This window comes from Streptosporangium sp. NPDC020145, from assembly GCF_040631275.1.
In the GTDB taxonomy this organism is placed as follows: domain Bacteria; phylum Actinomycetota; class Actinomycetes; order Streptosporangiales; family Streptosporangiaceae; genus Streptosporangium.
The window spans coordinates 83,094-100,416 of sequence record NZ_JBEXZT010000024.1 but is presented as its reverse complement, the minus strand read 5'-3'; the positions used below and the strand labels follow the sequence as shown (position 1 = coordinate 100,416).

14 protein-coding genes are annotated in these 17,323 nt (G+C 72.1%); 7 read left to right on the top strand and 7 right to left on the bottom strand.

Annotated elements, in window-relative coordinates; all coding sequences use genetic code 11:
• Positions 1 to 6: 6 nt before the first annotated feature.
• From ABZ463_RS32250 to ABZ463_RS32240, 3 genes are read left to right on the top strand one after another with little or no spacing between them, the layout of a single operon-like run.
• Positions 7 to 588 carry a sigma-70 family RNA polymerase sigma factor gene (locus ABZ463_RS32250; RefSeq protein WP_362781824.1) on the top strand — a complete coding sequence of 194 codons (582 nt, stop codon included), beginning with the start codon at positions 7 to 9 and terminating at the stop codon, positions 586 to 588.
• Positions 585 to 1,052, top strand: coding sequence for a hypothetical protein (locus ABZ463_RS32245; RefSeq protein ID WP_362781821.1), 468 nt, complete (start codon positions 585 to 587; stop codon positions 1,050 to 1,052). The genes ABZ463_RS32250 and ABZ463_RS32245 overlap by 4 nt, the downstream gene beginning before the upstream one ends.
• The gene (locus ABZ463_RS32240; RefSeq protein WP_362781818.1) at positions 1,053 to 3,482 is read left to right on the top strand and encodes a CHAT domain-containing protein; all 2,430 of its coding nucleotides are present in this window, start codon (positions 1,053 to 1,055) and stop codon (positions 3,480 to 3,482) included.
• Here ABZ463_RS32240 and ABZ463_RS32235 read toward each other — a convergent pair.
• The 4 genes from ABZ463_RS32235 to ABZ463_RS32220 form a co-directional block, all read right to left on the bottom strand.
• Entirely contained in the window at positions 3,422 to 4,234 is an 813-nt protein-coding gene (locus ABZ463_RS32235; protein ID WP_362781815.1) for a sulfurtransferase, read from the bottom strand. The genes ABZ463_RS32240 and ABZ463_RS32235 overlap by 61 nt on opposite strands.
• On the bottom strand, positions 4,231 to 5,364 hold the full coding sequence (locus ABZ463_RS32230; protein WP_362781812.1) for a nucleotide pyrophosphatase/phosphodiesterase family protein: 1,134 nt from the start codon (positions 5,362 to 5,364) through the stop codon (positions 4,231 to 4,233). The genes ABZ463_RS32235 and ABZ463_RS32230 overlap by 4 nt, the downstream gene beginning before the upstream one ends.
• Entirely contained in the window at positions 5,361 to 5,951 is a 591-nt protein-coding gene (locus ABZ463_RS32225) for a DUF5998 family protein (protein ID WP_352016369.1), read from the bottom strand. The genes ABZ463_RS32230 and ABZ463_RS32225 overlap by 4 nt, the downstream gene beginning before the upstream one ends.
• 166 nt (positions 5,952 to 6,117) lie before the next feature.
• Positions 6,118 to 8,778, bottom strand: a complete 2,661-nt coding sequence (locus tag ABZ463_RS32220; protein ID WP_352016368.1) for a bifunctional GNAT family N-acetyltransferase/acetate--CoA ligase family protein — start codon at positions 8,776 to 8,778, stop codon at positions 6,118 to 6,120.
• A gap of 185 nt (positions 8,779 to 8,963) precedes the next feature.
• Here ABZ463_RS32220 and ABZ463_RS32215 point away from each other — a divergent pair, with 185 nt between their 5' ends.
• On the top strand, positions 8,964 to 9,857 hold the full coding sequence (locus tag ABZ463_RS32215; RefSeq protein ID WP_352016367.1) for a sugar kinase: 894 nt from the start codon (positions 8,964 to 8,966) through the stop codon (positions 9,855 to 9,857).
• A 48-nt stretch (positions 9,858 to 9,905) separates the two neighbouring features.
• Here ABZ463_RS32215 and ABZ463_RS32210 read toward each other — a convergent pair whose 3' ends face one another.
• Positions 9,906 to 11,996 carry a RecQ family ATP-dependent DNA helicase gene (locus ABZ463_RS32210; RefSeq protein ID WP_362781888.1) on the bottom strand — a complete coding sequence of 697 codons (2,091 nt, stop codon included), beginning with the start codon at positions 11,994 to 11,996 and terminating at the stop codon, positions 9,906 to 9,908.
• 174 nt (positions 11,997 to 12,170) lie between these two features.
• On the opposite strand from ABZ463_RS32210, the gene ABZ463_RS32205 reads away from it, so the two are divergent.
• Together ABZ463_RS32205 and ABZ463_RS32200 are read left to right on the top strand one after the other, a co-directional pair.
• Positions 12,171 to 12,794 (top strand): GNAT family N-acetyltransferase, encoded by a 624-nt coding sequence (locus ABZ463_RS32205; RefSeq protein ID WP_362781807.1) that lies wholly within the window; start codon positions 12,171 to 12,173, stop codon positions 12,792 to 12,794.
• Positions 12,795 to 13,086: 292 nt separating this feature from the next.
• Positions 13,087 to 15,573: a DNA topoisomerase IV subunit A gene (locus ABZ463_RS32200; protein WP_352015873.1), complete on the top strand. Its 2,487-nt coding sequence runs from the start codon at positions 13,087 to 13,089 to the stop codon at positions 15,571 to 15,573.
• Positions 15,574 to 15,771: 198 nt separating this feature from the next.
• Here the strand turns inward: ABZ463_RS32200 and ABZ463_RS32195 are convergent, their stop codons facing one another.
• Positions 15,772 to 16,137 carry a VOC family protein gene (locus tag ABZ463_RS32195; protein WP_362781804.1) on the bottom strand — a complete coding sequence of 122 codons (366 nt, stop codon included), beginning with the start codon at positions 16,135 to 16,137 and terminating at the stop codon, positions 15,772 to 15,774.
• Between the two features lie 189 nt (positions 16,138 to 16,326).
• Positions 16,327 to 16,644 (bottom strand): hypothetical protein, encoded by a 318-nt coding sequence (locus ABZ463_RS32190; RefSeq protein WP_352015875.1) that lies wholly within the window; start codon positions 16,642 to 16,644, stop codon positions 16,327 to 16,329.
• A gap of 165 nt (positions 16,645 to 16,809) precedes the next feature.
• Here ABZ463_RS32190 and ABZ463_RS32185 point away from each other — a divergent pair, with 165 nt between their 5' ends.
• Entirely contained in the window at positions 16,810 to 17,304 is a 495-nt protein-coding gene (locus ABZ463_RS32185) for a carbonic anhydrase (RefSeq protein ID WP_352015876.1), read from the top strand.
• Positions 17,305 to 17,323: the final 19 nt, after the last annotated feature.

Below are 17,323 nucleotides of genomic sequence, written 5' to 3'. Positions count from 1 at the left end.
GCGCCGGTGAGTGACCAGCAGACGATCGACGCCGCGCTGGCAGGCGACCAGGCCGCGTGGGACGCGCTGGTGACCCGCTTCTCCGGCAGGCTCTGGTCGGTGGCCCGCGCCCACGGCCTCAGCGCGGCGGACGCCGCGGACGTGGTGCAGGGCACGTGGCTGCGGCTGGTCGAGAGCCTGCACACCATACGCGACCCCGAGCGGATCGGTTCCTGGCTGCTCACCACGGCCAGACGTGAGGCCTCTCTCCTGAGCAGGCGCACCCGGGGCGAGCGGCTCGTCGCCGACCCCGCCGCCGCCGAGCGGGCCGAGGCCGAGCCCGGCCCCTCGCGGGCCGACCACGCCGTCCACCCCGATCCGGCGTTGACCGTGCTCTCCGCCGACGAGGGCCGCCGGCTGTGGCGCACCGTCGAGACGATGCACGAGCCCTGCCGTTCGCTGCTCCTGCTGATGGCCACCGCGCCGGACGCGGGGGTCCACCAGCTCGCCGTACGGCTGGGCATGCCCAGCGGCAGCTACGGCCCCACCAGAGGGCGCTGCCTGAACCGGCTACGCACCATGCTCACCGCCCAGGAGGCGCAACCGTGACCACCCGCCGTCCCCCCGCGATCGACGACGAGTCCCTGGTCGCGGCGCTCCGTCTGGCCGCGGGTAAGGACCCCGTCCCGGCACACGTCCTCTCGGCGTCCAGGGCGGCCTTCGGCCTTCGGGTGCCCGGCGCCTCGACCGCGATCCCGGTGTCCACGCCCGCCCCGGCCGGCGTGCGGTCCGCCGAGGGGGCACGGCTGCTGCGCTTCAGCGCCGCCGGTCTCGTCGTCGAGCTGGAGATCGTCCCCGTCGACGGCCTGGTCGACCTGGCGGGACAGGTCTCCCCCCTCCCCGAGGCCGGCACGACGGTCGAGGTGCGCACCCCTCACCTCACCGCGTCGCGTGAGCTGTCCGCGACGGGCCAGTTCGCCGTCACCGGGTTGCCGCCCGGCTGGTTCAGCGTGGTGTGCAGGCGTCCCGGCCACGGCCCGGTCGTCACCAGCTGGACCCGGATCCGTCCCTAGGTGGTGCCGGACGAGGCGGTCGCCGCCGCGGAGCTGGCGCTGGAGACGTCCGGCAGTGACCCCGCGCGAGCCGGAGAGCTGGCACGTGAGGTGCTGCGCTCGATGACGGTCCCCGACGAGGCCGCCACGATCGCCCATCGGGCTCTGGCGCTGGCCGCCAGGGAGCTGGGAGATCTCCCACTGGCCGAGAGCCATCTGAGCAGGGCCGTCGGCATCGCGCTGGCGGCGGGGTTGCGGCACAGGGCGGCCCAGGCCCGTCTCTCCCTGGTCCACGTCAACGCCGAGCTCGGCCGTCCCACACAGGCCCTCACCGTCGCCGCCGCGGCCGAGCCGTACCTCAGGCCGGTCGAGGTGGCCAAGCTCGGGGTCCATCGGGCGGTGGCCCTGGCCAGGCTCGGCCGCTACGCGGAGGCCGCCGACCAGTGTGACCGGGCCGTCGGCCTGCTGGAGGAGGACCCCAGGTTCCTCGCCGGGGCCCTGCTGAACCGGGGGCTGGCGCGGGTCTTCCTGGGAGAGTTCGAGGCGGCGGAGTCCGACCTGGCCCGCTGCGCCGAGCTGGCCGGCCGGGCCGGTCTCGACCATGTGGTCGCCCTCGCCGAGGGGAACCTGCCCTTCCTCGCCGCGCGGCGCGGCGATCTGCCCGCCGCCTTCGCCGCCTACCGGCGCGCCGAGGACAGCCTGTTCGGCTATCCGGAGCGGCTGGCCACGACGCGTTGCGACCTGGCCGAGGCACTGGTCGCCGCCCATCTGCCGGGCGAGGCGCGGGTGCTGCTCGACCTGGCGGTGCCCGAACTCATCGCGGCGGGCGCGCAGGGCGCCCTGGCCGAGGCCCTTCTGCTGCTGGCCAGGGCCGAGTTGCGCACGGGTGAGCCGCACCGCGCCCTGCAGACCGCCGAGCGCGCGGGCGCCGCCCTGACCGCGCAGGAACGCGCCGCCCTGGTGCCGCTCACGACGGAGATCGCCCTGAGGGCCCGGCTGGCTCTCGGCTCACCGACCCGGGAGTTGCTCACCGAGTTGCTCGCCTGTGCCGACGACCTCGACGAGGCCGGGCACGCGGAGGTCGCCGGGGAGCTGAGGCTCACCGCCGCAGAGGTCGCGCTGCTGGTCGGCGACCGCGCGGTCGCCGACGGCCAGCTCGACCGGCTCACCCGTGGTCCCGGAGTGGTCTCCCGGCACGCCTCGGCGCTGAAACGGGAGCTCGCCGGAGACAGGCGTGGGGCATTCGCCGAGGTCAGGGCTGGCCTGTCCGCGGTCGCCGCCCGTACGGCCACCGCGGAGGACCCTCGGGTCCGCGCCCACGCGGCCAAGGCCGGTGAACCGCTGGCCGAATTCGGGCTCACACTGGCCCTGCGCACCGGGCGGGGCCGTACGCTCCTGGCCTGGGCCGAGCGATGGCGGGCCGTCGCGGGTGGTTCTGAACGGTCACGGGTCCCCGGCGTCGCGGAGCTCCGGGCGGCGCTCGGCGACGCGGTCCTGGTCGAGTTCGCCAGGAACGGCGACGAACTGGTCGCCGTCGCGGTCTCGCCAGAACGGGTCTCGCTACGCCGTCTCGGCTCCTTCTCCGCCGTCGCGGAGGCCGTTGTGCGGCTCAGGTACGGCCTGCGCAGGGCGCATCTGCGCGATGGGCGGGCGGCAGACGTCGCCGGGGAGGCGGCCCTGCTCGAACGTCTGCTGCTCGATCCTCTGTCGGGAGTCCTGGGTGACAGGGCGCTGGTGGTCGTACCGACCGGGGCGCTGCACACCCTGCCGTGGCCGGTCCTGCCGTCGAACTCCGGGCGCCGGGTCTCGGTGGCCTCCTCGGCCGCTTCCTGGCTGGCCGGCGGGCGGGTGCGGGCCGCGGGGACGGGGGCGGGGAGGGTCGTGGTGGCCGCCGGACCGGGGCTGCTGCACGCCGAGGCGGAGGCGGAGATGGTCGCCGCCCGTCATCCCGGTGCCGAGCGGATCCCGGCGCTGCGTCCCGAGGTGGTCACGGCACTGCCCGGGACCGGGGTCGCGCACCTGGCCGCGCACGGCACGTTCTGCTCCCGCAGCCCGCTGTTGTCCGGCATCGATCTTGAGGATGGCAGACTGATGGCCTACGACCTGCTTCGGCTGCGCGTTCCGCCCAGGCTGGTCGTGCTTTCGGCGTGTGACGCCGGGATGGCCCATGCCCCCGCGGACGGAGCTCCGCTGGGGCTGGCGGGTGCCTTCCTGTCGCTGGGGACGCAGTGCGTGGTGGCCAGCCTGGTGCCGGTACGCGACGAGGAGACCCTCGACCTGATGACGGTCTTCCACGAACTGCTGGCCGCGGGCCACTGCCCCGCCCAGGCACTCGCCACGGCGAACGCGAAGACGGGGGTGGCCGGTTTCGTCTGCCTGGGGTACGGCGATCAGCCGGTGGCGACGGGCCGCGCGGGGTCGGCGACCCAGTTGGACCAGGAGCCGACGTAGAGGGCGGCCGGGATGCCTGCGACGTCGAGCGCCAGCACCTCGTGGGCGGCCGTCACGCCTGACCCGCAGTAGGCGCCGACCCGCACGCCGGGGACCGCGCCGAGCGTGTTGAACCGCTCGCGCAGGAAGTCGGGCAGGTGGAAACGCCCGGAGGGGTCGACGTTCTCTCCGGTGGGGGCGCTGACCGCGCCGGGAATGTGCCCCGCGACGGGATCGATCGGTTCGACCTCTCCCCGGTAGCGCTCCGCGGCGCGGGCGTCCAGCAGAACCCCGTCCTTGGCGAGTTCGGCGGCCTGGTCCGCGTCGAGCACGGGCATCCCGCCGGGGCGGGCGGTGAAGTCGCCCTGGGCCGTCTCCTGGTCGCCCTCGGCGAGAGGCAGCCCCTCGGCGGTCCACGCGCGCAGGCCGCCGTCCAGGACCCGGACGTCCGGATGGCCGAAGTGGCGCAGCGTCCACCAGGCCCGGGCGGCGGCGGTCGAGTCGGCCTCGTCGTAGACCACGACCGTACGGGAGCCGGAGACGCCCAGGCGGCGCATGGCCTCCTGGAAGTGCTCGGCGGAGGGCAGCGGGTGACGGCCCCCCTCCCCCGCGGGGGCGGCGAGGTCGGCGTTCAGGTCGCAGAAGACGGCGCCGGGGATGTGCCCCTCGCGGTAGGAGTCGACCCCCGGCGGGCCGCCCAGCTTCCAGCGGACGTCCAGGATCGTCGCCCCGGTCAGGGCGGACAGCTCGGACGGGGTGATCAGCGGGCTCATCGGGTGCTTACCTCCAGCAAGGGAACATGCTGCTCCGCGGTGGTCAGGGAGCCGTGGACGCCGACGAACGACGACTCGAACGGCTCCCTGACCGAGGCGGTGATCGCGCAGTCGGTGTACGGCACAGCCAGGACGTCGCCGATCCTGAGCAGCCAGTCCGGCCGCACCTGGGGCCCGAACCAGCCCGACTCGACGGCTTCCTGCCGGGAGACGACCCACGCCCTGCCCGCCAGGAGCTCACGCCAGGTGCCGAGCACGGCCTGTGTGGCGCCTGGGGCGGTGTAGATGTGCCTGACCCGGGTGTCGCCGCCGAGCAGGGCGACGCCCTCGCGCAGCGCGGCGCCGCGTTCCTCCGGGCCGTCCACGTCGATCAACTCGGTGACGTTGACCATGCCGTGGTCGGCGGTGACGTACATCGCGGCCCCCTGCGGGAGGGTGCCCGCGAGCCGTTCGGCGAGTTGGTCGACGACGGCGAGCCGGTCGAGCCACTGCGGGGAGCCCCAGCCGAACCGGTGGCCCGCGGCGTCGAGGTCGCCGTAGTAGACCGTCACGTGGGAGCGGGGGCGGGTCAGGGCCACGCGCGCGCCCTCGACCCGGTCGTCGAGTGCGTCGGCGCCGAAGAAGTCCGTGCCCCGGTAGACGGCCCGGTTGAACGCGGTCGGCCCGAACGCGGACGGGGCGACGTAGCTCACGGAGACGCCGGCCGCCGCGGCGCGTTCGAAGACGGTCGGGGTCGGCTGCCACTCGTCGGGCGGGACCGTCGGGCCCGCCGAGGTCCAGCGCAGGCAGTTGAGCAGATGGCCCGTGCCGGGCATGGCGAGCTGGTAGCCGAGCATGCCGTGCTCGCCCGGCGGCAGGCCGGTGCCCAGCGTGCCGAGGCTGGTCGCGGTGGTCGCGGGAAAGCCCGCGGTGAGCACCCTGGCCCGTCGCGCGGACAGGAACGGGGCCGCCTCCGGGTGGGCGTCGAGCAGTTCGGCGCCCAGGCCGTCGACGAGGAACACCAGAACGTGCCGGGCGGCTTCGAGCCCCAGCGGGTTGCCGTGGCCGTCCATCCCGAGCACGGCCAGCAGTGAGCGGGACAGGTCGGCCAGGGAGGCCGTGCCGTACGCGGGGAGCAGCGGGGCGGTCATGAGGCGGCGTGGGCGGTGGCCTCGGAGAGCGCCTTGGCGAAGGCCAGCACGTGTGAGACGGCCTCGGGGCCGTCGGCCGCCTCGCTCACCCTCAGGGACAGGTCGTCGGCCGTGATGGCGCCGGTGTATCCGTGGTCGGCCTCGCAGTTCTCGTCGCCGCAGGTCGCGGGCTCGAGGTCCACGTGGGAGATGGCCCCCCAGCCGATGGTGAGGGTGACCTCGTTCGGCGGCACACCCGGCACGTAGGAGGCCGGGTCGGGGACGACCCTGGTCACGGCGACCGACTGGATCCTGCTCAGGCGCACGGCCTCGGTGGTCGTCGAGGCGTGCGAGACCGAGACCCCCTCGACCGGCGAGTGCTCGTCGGTGTGGCAGACCAGCAGGCGGGTGGGGGTGAGCACCAGGACGGTGACGTGTCTGCGCACCTCCATGGCGGGGTCGAAGGTGGCCTCGTGGTGCACCACGTAGGCGCTCACCTGCTCCTTGCCCAGGGCGGAGTCGACCGCGTCGGCGACCAGGTCGGGATAATAGCCGCTGCGATCGATTGCCTCGCGCAGACCGGCGGCCGAGAGTCGGGTTTCCCTCATGGGTCCATCCTGCCCTGTCCCGGGCGGCGCTTTCACCTGGAGCCCGTGAGGTTCGGCCATCGGCGGAAAGACGCTCCCCGCGAAATGCGGTTTCCCTGAAGTAGCTAAGCGGTTAATTCGGTTTTTTGGCGTTAATTGCATTGGTAAGGCGGTGGCGGGGTTTTCATCACCACCCACGCCCCGCCCAGCCGAGACGGCGCGGCCCCGCGTCCACCCGCGGTCCGTGCTGACTGCTCAGTACGGCGCGCGCCCCGAGAACGATCACCTCCGACTCCCCGACCAGCACCGGATCGAGGTCGAGCCTCGACACCTCGGGAAGGTCGTCGGCCAGCCGCCCGACCCGGACCAGCAGCTCCTCAAGCGCCTCGACCGCGACCGGCGGGTAGCCGTACTCGCCGAACAGCAGCGGGGCCGCGTGTGGCGACCTGACCAGCGCCGCGGCGTCCTGCGAGGTCAGCGGCGCCAGACGGTAGGCCTCGTCGCGCAGCAGGCGCGCGGTGACCTCGCCGAGCCCGAAGGAGACGACGGCGCCGAAGGCGGAGTCCTCGATGACGCTGACCACGGTCGGCACCGCGGGCTGCGGGACCATCCGTTGCACCGCGAGCACCGCGCCCCGGCCGAGCTGCTCCTTCAGCCCCGCGAAGGCCTCGCGCACCCCGTCCGGACCGGTCAGGCCGAGCCGTACGGTCCCGGCGCGTTTGGCCGCCTCCGGGTCTGCCGCCTTCAGCACCACCGGCCAGCCGAGCCGTTCGGCCGCCTCGACGGCCTCCTCGGGGGAGTCGACCACCTCCGCGGGCCACACGGTCAGGCCGTAGCAGGCCAGCAGTTCGGAGGGGTCGATCTCGACGTCCTCCTCCGGCCCCTCGCCGTTCCCGGCCCGCTCCAGCCTGGACAGCACCAGCCGTCGCGCGGCGGCCGTGTCGACGCCCTCGATCTCCTCGGGCACGCCCGGGGACCGTTTGCGCCAGCGGGCGTGCCGTACGGCGTGGGCCAGGGCGCGGACCGCCTCCTCGGGAGCGGCGTAGGACGGGATCGAGCCCCGTTCGGGCACCGCGCCGGTCCGCAGCCCCGGCGGCACGCCGATCCTGCCCTCGAAGGTGGCCAGCACCGGCTTGCCGCAGTCGCGGGAGGCCCTGAGCAGTTCGGCCGCGACCTCGTCCGCCGGGCCGGGGATCGGCGGCATGTAGATGACGACGACCGCGTCCACGTCCTGGAGCACCGAGGTCAGCGCGGCGCCGAACTCGGCCGCCCCGGCCCTGGCCCCGAGGTTGACCGGCGGCGCCGGGTCGAGCCCGGCCTGTACGCAGGCGTCCGCGGCGAGCAGCGCGAGCGCGTCGGAGTTGCCGACCAGGCCGACCCTCGACCCCTTGGGCAGCGGCTGGTAGGCCAGCAGCTGCGCGACGTCGAACTGCTGGATCAGGTCGTCGACCCGGATCACCCCGGCCTGCTCGAACAGCGAGCTGAGCGCGGTGTCCGGCAGGCCGAGCACCGGCGCCGCGTGCCCTCTGGGCACGTTCTGGGTGGTGCCGCCGCTCTTGACGACCACGATCGGCTTGCGCCTGGAGATGCGCCGCGCCAGGCGGGCGAACTTGCGGGGGTTTCCCAGGGACTCCAGGTAGAGCAGGATCACATCGGTCCTGGGGTCCTCCTCCCAGTACTGCAGCAGGTCGTTGCCGGAGACGTCGGCCCGGTTTCCCGCCGAGACGAACGAGGAGATCCCCATGCCCCGCTGGGCGACCCGCTGCAGCAGCGCGGTGCCCAGGGCGCCGGACTGGCTGAAGAAGCCGACCCTGCCGTGGCCGGGGACGGTCGCGGCCAGCGTGGCGTTCAGCCTGATCGCGGGGTCGGTGTTGGCGATGCCCAGGCAGTTGGGGCCGACGACGCGCAGGCCGTACGCGCGGGCGATGCGGACCAGTTCGTCCTGCCGATCCCGCCCCTCCTGGCCGGTCTCGCCGAACCCCGAGGAGACCACGACCAGCCCGCGCACCCCCTTCTCCGCGCACTCCTTGACCACCTCGATCACCCCGTCCGCCGGTACGGCCAGCACCGCGAGGTCCACCTCCCCGTCGATGGCCGTCACGCTCGGGTAGGCGCGCACCCCGGCCACCGCCCGCGCCTGGCGGTGCACCGGGTAGACGGGGCCGGTGAAGTCGGCGGCCAGCAGGTTGCGCAGCACGGTCTGGCCGACGCCGCCCGGTTCCCTGCCCGCGCCGACGACCGCGATCGACCCCGGCGAGAGCAGTCGTTCGATGGAGCGGGACTCGGCCCGGTGCTCACGTGAGGCGGTCACCTCCTGGGAGGTCTCGGTCGGGGTCAGGTCGAGGATCATCCGTACGACGCCGTCGGCGAAACGGCTCTGCGCGGTGTATCCGGCCTGCTGGAGCACGGCGGTCATCTTGCGGTTGGCGGGCAGCACGTCGGCGACGAAGCGGGTGATGCCCCGTTCCCTGGCCGTCTCCGCCAGGTGTTCGAGCAGCACCGAGGCCACTCCGCGTCCCTGGTGCGCGTCCTCGACGAGGAAGGCGACCTCCGCCTCCCCGGGATCGATCCGGTCGTAGCGGATCACCGCCACCATGTCGGCGCCGATCGTCGCGATGAGCGCGACACGGTCGACGTAGTCGACGTTGGTGAACCGGGTGACCTCACGCTCGGAAAGACGGGGTCTGGGGCCGAAGAACCGGAAGTAGATCGACTCCTCGGAGAGCCGGGAGTAGAACGAGCGAAGCCGTTCCGCGTCGGCGGGCCTGATCGGTCGTACGTGGGCGGTGCCGCCGTCGGAAAGGACGACGTCCGCCTCCCAGTGAGCGGGATACTGAGCAGCCTCCACAGTCCTGAGAGTAAACGTCAGACGCGTATGCCAGATCAGCAGGGCGGTTCGCGTCCTGTTCACGCAACGCTTGTGCATCGACTATGGCGCGCTATCCGGTCCGGACCCCATACCCTGGCCGGAAGCTGTTAAGTTTTTCGCGGCTAGAGGCACGTCAGCATCGAAGGCAGCAAGGCGGTGACATCATGACGCGGGTGGTCGTGGTGGGCGATCTGATGACCGATGCGGTCGCACGAGCTCGCTACCCATTGGCACGAGCCAGCGACACACCGGCGATCGTCACCATGCACGGCGGCGGCTCCGGGGCCAACATAGCCTCCTGGCTCGCGGTCGAGGGCGCCGAGGTGGCCTTCATCGGGCGTAGGGGTGCCGACATCACCGGCCGTAACCGCGACATGGAGCTGATGGGCTACGGGGTCGACGCCCGCCTTGTCATGGACCCCGAACGGCCTACCGGCACCTGCGTCGTGCTCGTCACCCACAAGGGCGAGCGCACCATGCTGTCCGACCCGGGTGCCAACGCCGCCCTCTCGCCCGAGGACCTGCCCCGTGACCTGTTCACCCAGGGCGCTCATCTGCACCTGTCCGGTTACACCCTGATCAACGAGGGTTCCCGCGAGGCCGGTCTCGCCGCCCTGGAGATGGCCCGCCGCTCCGGGATGTCGGTCTCGGTCGACTGCTCCTCCTCCGCCCCGCTGGAGCGGACCGGCGCCGAGCCGTTCCTCGAATGGACGCAGAACGTCAAGCTGCTCTTCGCCAACGCCGACCAGGCCAAGGTCCTGACGGGCCGTGACGACCCCGCCGCCGCAGCCAAGGTGCTGACCGCCTGGTTCCCGCAGGTCGTCGTCAAGCTCAGCGACGAGGGCGCGCTGTGGTACACCAACGGCCGCGCGGAGCCTGTCCAGGTGCCCGCCGAGGCCGTCGAGCGCGTGGTCGACGGGACCGGTGCCGGTGACGCCTTCACCGCCGGGTTCCTGCCCGCCTGGCTGGAGAACAAGCCGCCCGCCGAGTCTCTCGCCGCCGGCTGCCGCCTGGCCGCCAAGGCCATCTCCCACCTGGGCGCCCGGCCCCGCCTCTGACGCCTTCTTCCCGGGGTACGGCCCGGCACGGGCCGTACCCCTGTTCGTCTACGCCGTGACCGCGAGGGTGAGCGGAAGCACCGCGGGGGCACCGGCGTGGCGGAGCATGGCCGCGGCGAGGGTCAGGGTCCAGCCGGTGTCGAGACGGTCGTCGACCAGCAGCACCGGCCCGCCCGTACGCGCGACGGCCTCGGTCAGCGCGGAGGGCATGGCCAGCGTGGCACGGACCGCCTGGACCCGCTGGGCGCTGTTGAACTGGCGGCCGGGGGTCCCCCGGCGGTATCCCAGCTCTCCCAGGTAGGGCAGGCGCCCCACCTGGGCCAGCCGCTCGGCCAGGCTCCCGACGAGCTGGGGGCGGCTCGCGGAGGGGATCGCGACGACCGCGGCCGGGCGGTGCCGCCACTCCCAGTGGGACAGCACCGTGACCACGGCGGCGAAGACGTCGTCGGGGATCGGGCCGTCGGGTGCGCCGTCGGCCAGCAGCCCGCGCAGCCTGTTGCCCCAGCCGATGTCGGTCAGCCTGCCCAGCGCCCTGCCCGGTTCGGCTCCCAGCTCGGGTTTGATGCGCCCCTTGAGGTCGCTCAGCCCGCTCGGCCACTGCTTGCGCGCCTCGATCTCGACTCCGGGGCGGTTCAGGCTCTCCGCCGCCCGCTCGACCGCCCGCGCGTCGACCTCGGGCGAACGGTGCGCGCCGGTGCAGTTGTCGCAGCGTCCGCACGGCGTGGCGGTCTCGTCGTCGAGCCGCCGCCTCAGGAACCACTCACGGCACTCGGTGGTCTCCAGATAGTCGAGCATGGCCCGCTGCTCGGCCTCGCGTTCGGCCGCCACGCGGGCGTAGCGGCCCGCGTCGTAGGCCCACTCCTCGCCGGTCGCCTCCCAGCCTCCCTTGACCCTGCGCACCGCGCCGTCCACGTCGAGGACCTTGAGCATCGTCTCCAGCCTGCTGCGGCTGAGATCGACCTGGTTCTCCAGGGCCGCGGTCGACAGCGTCCCGCCCTCCGAAAGGGCGTCGAGCACGGCTCGGACCACGGGCTCGGGAGGAAAGGCCAGCGAGGCGAAGTAGGCCCAGATCTCCCGGTCCTCGGCGCCGGGAAGCAGGATCACCTCGGCGCGCTCGACCCCGCGACCGGCCCTGCCGACCTGCTGGTAGTAGGCGACCGGGGACTGCGGCGCGCCGACGTGGACGACGAAGCCGAGGTCGGGCTTGTCGTAGCCCATGCCGAGGGCCGAGGTCGCGACCAGCGCCTTGACCTTGTTGTCGAGCAGGGCCTGCTCGGCGGCGAGCCGTTCCGCCTGCTCGGTCTGCCCCGAGTAGGACAGCACCTCGTGCCCCTGCTCGCGCAGGTAGGCCGCGACCTCCTGGGCGGCGGCGACGGTGAGGGTGTAGACGATGCCGGAGCCCGGCAGCTCGTGCAGCGTCTGGGCGAGCCAGGCCAGGCGCTGCTCCGGGCCGCGCAGCCGTACGACGCTCAGGTGGAGGCTCTCACGTTCGAGGGCGCCGCGCAGGACGAGGGTCTCGCCACCGGAGTGCGCGTCGTCGGCGCTGAGCTGCTCGGCGACGTCGTGGGTCACCCTGGCGTTGGCCGTCGCCGTCGTCGCCAGGACCGGCACGCCCTCCGGCAGCTCCTGGAACAGCGTGCGCAGCCTGCGGTAGTCGGGCCTGAAGTCGTGGCCCCAGTCGGAGATGCAGTGCGCCTCGTCCACGACGACCAGGCCCGCGCTCTCGGCCAGCTCGGGCAGGACCCGGTCACGGAACTCGGGGTTGTTGAGCCGTTCCGGACTGACCAGGAGCACGTCGACCAGGCCCTCGGCGACCTGCCCGTAGATCTGCTCCCACTCCTCGGGGTTGGCGGAGTTGACGGTGACCGCGTTGATCCCGGCCCGCTCCGCGGCGGCGATCTGGTTGCGCATCAGGGCCAGCAGGGGGGAGACGATGACCGTGGGGCCCTCGCCGAGCTCACGCAGGAGCGCGGTCGCGATGAAGTAGACCGCTGACTTGCCCCAGCCCGTCCGCTGCACCACGAGCACCCGGCGCCGGTCCACGACCAGCGCCTTGATGGCCTCCCACTGGTCCTCACGCAGCCGGGCGTGCTCACCGGCAAGGGCCCGCAGCCGCTCCTCTGCCTCTTCGCGCAGCATCTGCTCTTCGCTCACCGGCCTATTGGTACCAGGTCGGGGTGACCGTTTCACTCCGCCCGCCCTTACCGGCGAAGCGAGCATTGGGAGCGTCCTTCTCCTTTCCCCACGGAGTGGCCTCCGTCTCCGTTCAACGGGCCGACCCGGTTCCACGTCGTGGTTTGATGCATCTCAGCTATGGACGTCACAACGTGGTACCTCGAACAGACCTCGCGCTCGGACCTGCTCCCCGCCGGACGGCCCGCGATCGAGGCCGGCATCGTGCGCGCCGAGGTCGTCTCCCCTGAGTTCAGCAGGTTCCTCTACACGGCCGTCGGAGGCGACTGGCAGTGGACGGACAGGCTGCGCTGGACCTGGCGGGAGTGGGAGGACCTGCTCGGGGGCGGTGTGGAGACCTGGGTCGCCTACCACAGGGGCACACCCGCGGGCTACGTCGAACTCACGCCCGGCCGGGACGCGTCAGTCGAGATCACCTGTTTCGGCCTCATGTCCTGGGCGACGGGCAGGGGGCTGGGCGGTCGTCTTCTTGAGGTCGGCACGGCCCGCGCCTGGGACCTCGCCGACCGTCACGAGGACCGCGAGCCGACCCGGCGGGTGTGGCTGCACACCTGTTCCCTCGACGGCTGGCACGCCCTGGCCAACTACCGGGCACGGGGCTTCCGTGTCTACGACGTCATACACGGCGCTCCCGGGGACGAGGACGAGGGGGTCACCCCCGGCCCCTGGCCCGGAGCGGGTCCCCGCTCCCCCACGACCGAGGGCCCGCGAGACGGCGACCGCCGGGAGTGTCGGCCACGGTGAGTATGGTGGCGAGACTCCACACGATGTACGGTCACGTCGATCGGGACGAAGCCCCGATGCCCGCCGATGACCGGTCCCGCCACCACCGAGGAGGCGCCTTCATGATCTCGCCCCCCACGCGGGCGGCAGGGGCGTGTCACCGCACTCCGCAAGGTGCCGCCCGTCACGGGCGCGCAGGACGGCCCCGCCCCGGCACGCAGGCCTGAACCGGCCACCCGTCACACCACGAGGACTAAAAGGAGGATGCGCTCTCCCTCGGCAGAAAACCGAGGCGCCCGCGCAGGAAAAACAGATGGCCCGACGGACGACCACACCCCCGACCGACGGTGACTTCGAGGAGCGGATCGTCGACATCGACGTCTCCGCCGAGATGCGCACCAGCTTCCTTGAGTACGCCTACTCGGTCATCTACCAGCGTGCGCTGCCGGACGCCAGGGACGGCCTCAAGCCGGTCCAGCGCCGCATCCTCTACTCCATGAGCGAGATGGGCCTGCGCCCTGACCGAGGGCACGTGAAGTCGTCGCGGGTCGTCGGTGACGTGATGGGCAAGCTGCATCCACACGGCGACAGCGCCATCTACGACGCGCTGGTCCGCATGGCGCAGCCGTTCTCGATGCGGTTGCCCCTGGTCGACGGGCACGGCAACTTCGGCTCCCCCGACGACCTGCCCGCCGCGATGCGTTACACCGAGGCGAGACTGGCCGCCGCGGCCATGTCGATGGTGCAGTCGATCGACGAGGACACCGTCGACTTCAAGCCCAACTACGACGGGCAGGAGACCGAGCCGACGGTCATGCCCTCGGCGTTCCCGAACCTGCTGGTCAACGGCGCCACCGGCATCGCGGTCGGCATGGCGACCAACATGGCGCCGCACAACCTGGTCGAGGTCGTCGCCGCCGCCCGCCACCTGATCAAGAAGCCGGACGCGACGCTCGACGACCTGATGCGTTTCGTCCCCGGCCCCGACCTGCCGACCGGCGGCACGATCATCGGCCTGGACGGCATCCGCGACGCCTACGCCAAGGGCCGCGGCACCTTCAGGATGCGCGCCAAGTGCGCCGTCGAGCAGGTCAGCCCCAGGCGCAAGGGCATCGTCGTCACCGAGCTGCCCTTCAACGTCGGCCCCGAGCGGGTGGTCACCAAGATCAAGGAGCTGGTCACCGCCAAGAAGCTCCAGGGCATCTCCGATCTGAAGGACCTCAGCGACCGGCACAAGGGCCTGCGCCTGGTCATCGAGATCAAGAACGGCTTCATCCCCGAGGCCGTGCTTGAGGAGCTGTACCGGCTGACGCCGATGGAGGAGACCTTCGGCATCAACAACGTGGCGCTGGTCGACGGCGAGCCGCGCACGCTGGGCCTGCGCGAGCTGCTCCAGGTCTACGTCGACCACCGCATCGACGTCACCAGGCGCCGCTCCCTGTACCGCAGGCGCAAGCGGGAGGAGCGCCTGCACCTCGTCGAGGGCCTGATCATCGCCCTGCTCGACATCGACCGGGTCATCCAGGTCATCCGTTCCTCCGACGACTCCGGCCAGGCCCGCCAGCGGCTGATCGAGTCCTTCGCGCTGTCGGAGACCCAGGCCGTCTACATCCTGGACACCCCGCTGCGCCGCCTGACGCGCTTCGACAAGCTGGAGCTCGACCGGGAGAAGGCGACCCTGGAGGCGGAGATCGCCGAGCTGAGCGAGATCCTCGCCTCTGAGACCAAACTCCGCAAGGTCGTCTCCGACGAGTTGGCGCAGGTCGCCAAGACCTTCGGTACGCCGCGCCGTACAGTTCTGCTGGAGTCCTCCGGCGTTGCCAGGAACGTCTCGGTGCCGCTGGAGGTCGCCGACGACCCGTGCCTGGTGCTGTTCTCCTCCACCGGCCTGCTGGCCCGTACGGCCGACGCCTCCCCGCTGCCCGCCGACGGCGAACGCGCGGCGCACGACGTGCTGGTGTCCGTGGTGCGCAGCACGGTCAGGGGCGAGGTCGGCGTGGTCACCAACCAGGGCCGGATGATCCGGATCCAGGTGGTGGACCTGCCGACGCTGCCGCCGACGAACAGCCCGCCGTCGCTGTCCGGCGGCCATCCCGTGTCCGAGTACGTCACCCTTGAGCAGGGTGAGACCGTCGTCGGCATCGGTTCGCTCGACCCCGAAGGTCCCGGCCTGGCCCTGGGCACGGCTCAGGGCGTGGTCAAACGGGTCGTTCCCGACTATCCCGCCAACCGTGACGACTTCGAGGTCATCGGGCTGAAGGAGGGCGACACCGTGGTGGGAGCGGCCGAGCTGACCTCGGAGGACCACGACCTGGTCTTCATCACCTCCGACGCCCAGCTGCTGCGCTATCCCGCGACGAGCGTCCGCCCGCAGGGCCGTCCCGCGGGCGGTATGGCGGGCATCCGCCTCGACGGGGACGCCCGGGTGATCTGGTTCGGCGTGGTCGACCCCGCCCGTGAGTCCAGGGTCGTGACGATCGCGGGCTCCTCGACCGCGCTGCCGGGGACCCAGGTCGGTGGCGCGAAGATCTCCGACTACGCCGAGTATCCCCCCAAGGGAAGGGCGACCGGCGGCGTGCGGGCCCAGCGTTTCCTGAAGGGTGAGGACGTCCTGCTGCTCGCCTGGGCGGGCCCCGCCCCCGTGCGCGCCGTCTCGACCGTCGGCAAGCCCGTCCCGCTCCCCGAGGAACTGGGCCGCCGCGACGGATCGGGCCTGCGTCTCACACACACCGTGGCGGCCGTCGGCGGCTCTCTCGGCGCCTCGGACGACCCGTCCGAGGACGAAACCGCCGGGGACTGAGCCCCCGATCCCGGTCCACCGTTCCCGGAGGAGGGCCCCGCGCCCGTCCTCCGGGAACCCTCCCCCGCCCTCACGGCCCGCAGGGCGGGGGTTCTCCCAGAAGATGACCTTTCCCCCCGGTGAACGCCTCTGCGAGCCTGGAGGGCCCGTCAGGGCCGTTCTCACCCCTCGTTTTCCCGGCCCCGCCTGCGCGGGCCGTCACCCGGTGCGGGAGGGCTCTCCCACACAGAGGCAGAACGGATGCCCCACCGGGTCGAGGAAGACACGGAAACTGTCGTCCTCGCTCGGCTGGTGGGCGTGCTTGGTCGCACCCGCCGCGAGCACGGCGGCCTCCCCCTCGTCCATGTCGTCCACGGTGAAGTCGAGGTGGAACTGCTGAGGGATCTCCGCACCGGGCCAGCGGGGCGGCCGGTAGTCCTCCGCGAGCTGGAAGCACAGCCGGCTCCGCCCGTCGGTCAGAACCACCCAGTCGTCCTCGACCGAGGACACCTCCCAGCCCAGGACGGCGCCGTAGAAATCGGCCAGGATCTTCGGGTCCGGACAGTCGAGGACGACCGACCTCATGCGCGCGATTGCCATGATCCCTCTCAGGAGACACCAACGACGAAGTTACGCCAGTGTCCTTCCCCCGGGCTTCGGCGCCACACCGGCACCCGACGGACCACAGCCCGGCCGAAGCCGTACGGCCAGGCCCCCACCCGGTCGTACGGCGAAGCGCGCCCCCGCGCAGACGGAGTCGGCGGACTCCGGACCTCAGACGGACGAGGTGTGCAGGGCGAACCTGACCGCCATCAGCAGCTGCCAGGGCTCGCCCGACTCCCAGGAGCGGATGAGCCGCGCGACCTGCTCGCCGGGCTGAAATTCACCGAAGCCGTGGGGACCGAAACACCCCGCCGCCACGAGCACCTCGACCAGCGGGTCGTCGTCGCCGAGGGACTCTGTGTAGACCGCCGCATCGAGCAGAGCCAGCGCCGAACGCGCGTTACGGCCCTCGTCATGGGTCTCCACCCGGTCCAGCCTCCGCCTGGCCTGCGCACGCAGGTATTCGGCCATCGATGCGATCCTGCTCATGATCCCCCCAAAATCCCGAACTTTGCGTCACGACATCATCACCCATCGTGAGCGGAGATGGCGGAGTCTTCCCTGAGCGAACGAAGAAGACCGCCCCGGAAGGCATCAGGAAAGCCGCATGAGGGATTATCAATCCATAGTTTCCGCCGACCGAAAGGTTTTTGCGTGGGTGCCTTCGACGATCTTCTGGCCGCGAACGAGGAGTTCTCCGCCACGTTCACCGACTCCGAGCTCACCGGTACGGCAGCCCGCGGCCTGGCTGTCGTCACCTGCATGGACTCGCGAATCGACCCGCTCGGGCTGTTCGGCCTGAAAGCCGGAGACGCGAAAATCCTGCGTAACGCGGGCGCCCGGGTGACCGACGACGTGCTGCGAACGCTGGTGCTCGCGGTCTACCTGCTGGGCGTCAACCGGGTCCTCGTCATGCCGCACACCGACTGCGGCATGTCGAAGGCCACCGACGACGACGTGCACAAGCTCGCCGCGCAGCACGGCGTCGACACCCGCAGTCTGGAGTTCCACACCGTGCCCGACCAGAGCGCCGCTCTGCGGCACGACCTGACGCGTATCAGGACCAGCCCGTTCCTCCCCGAGGGACTGGCCATCGGTGGCGCCGTCTACGACGTGCACACCGGGAAGATCATGCCTGTCGAGGTGTGAGAAGAGGGCCGGCTCCGTC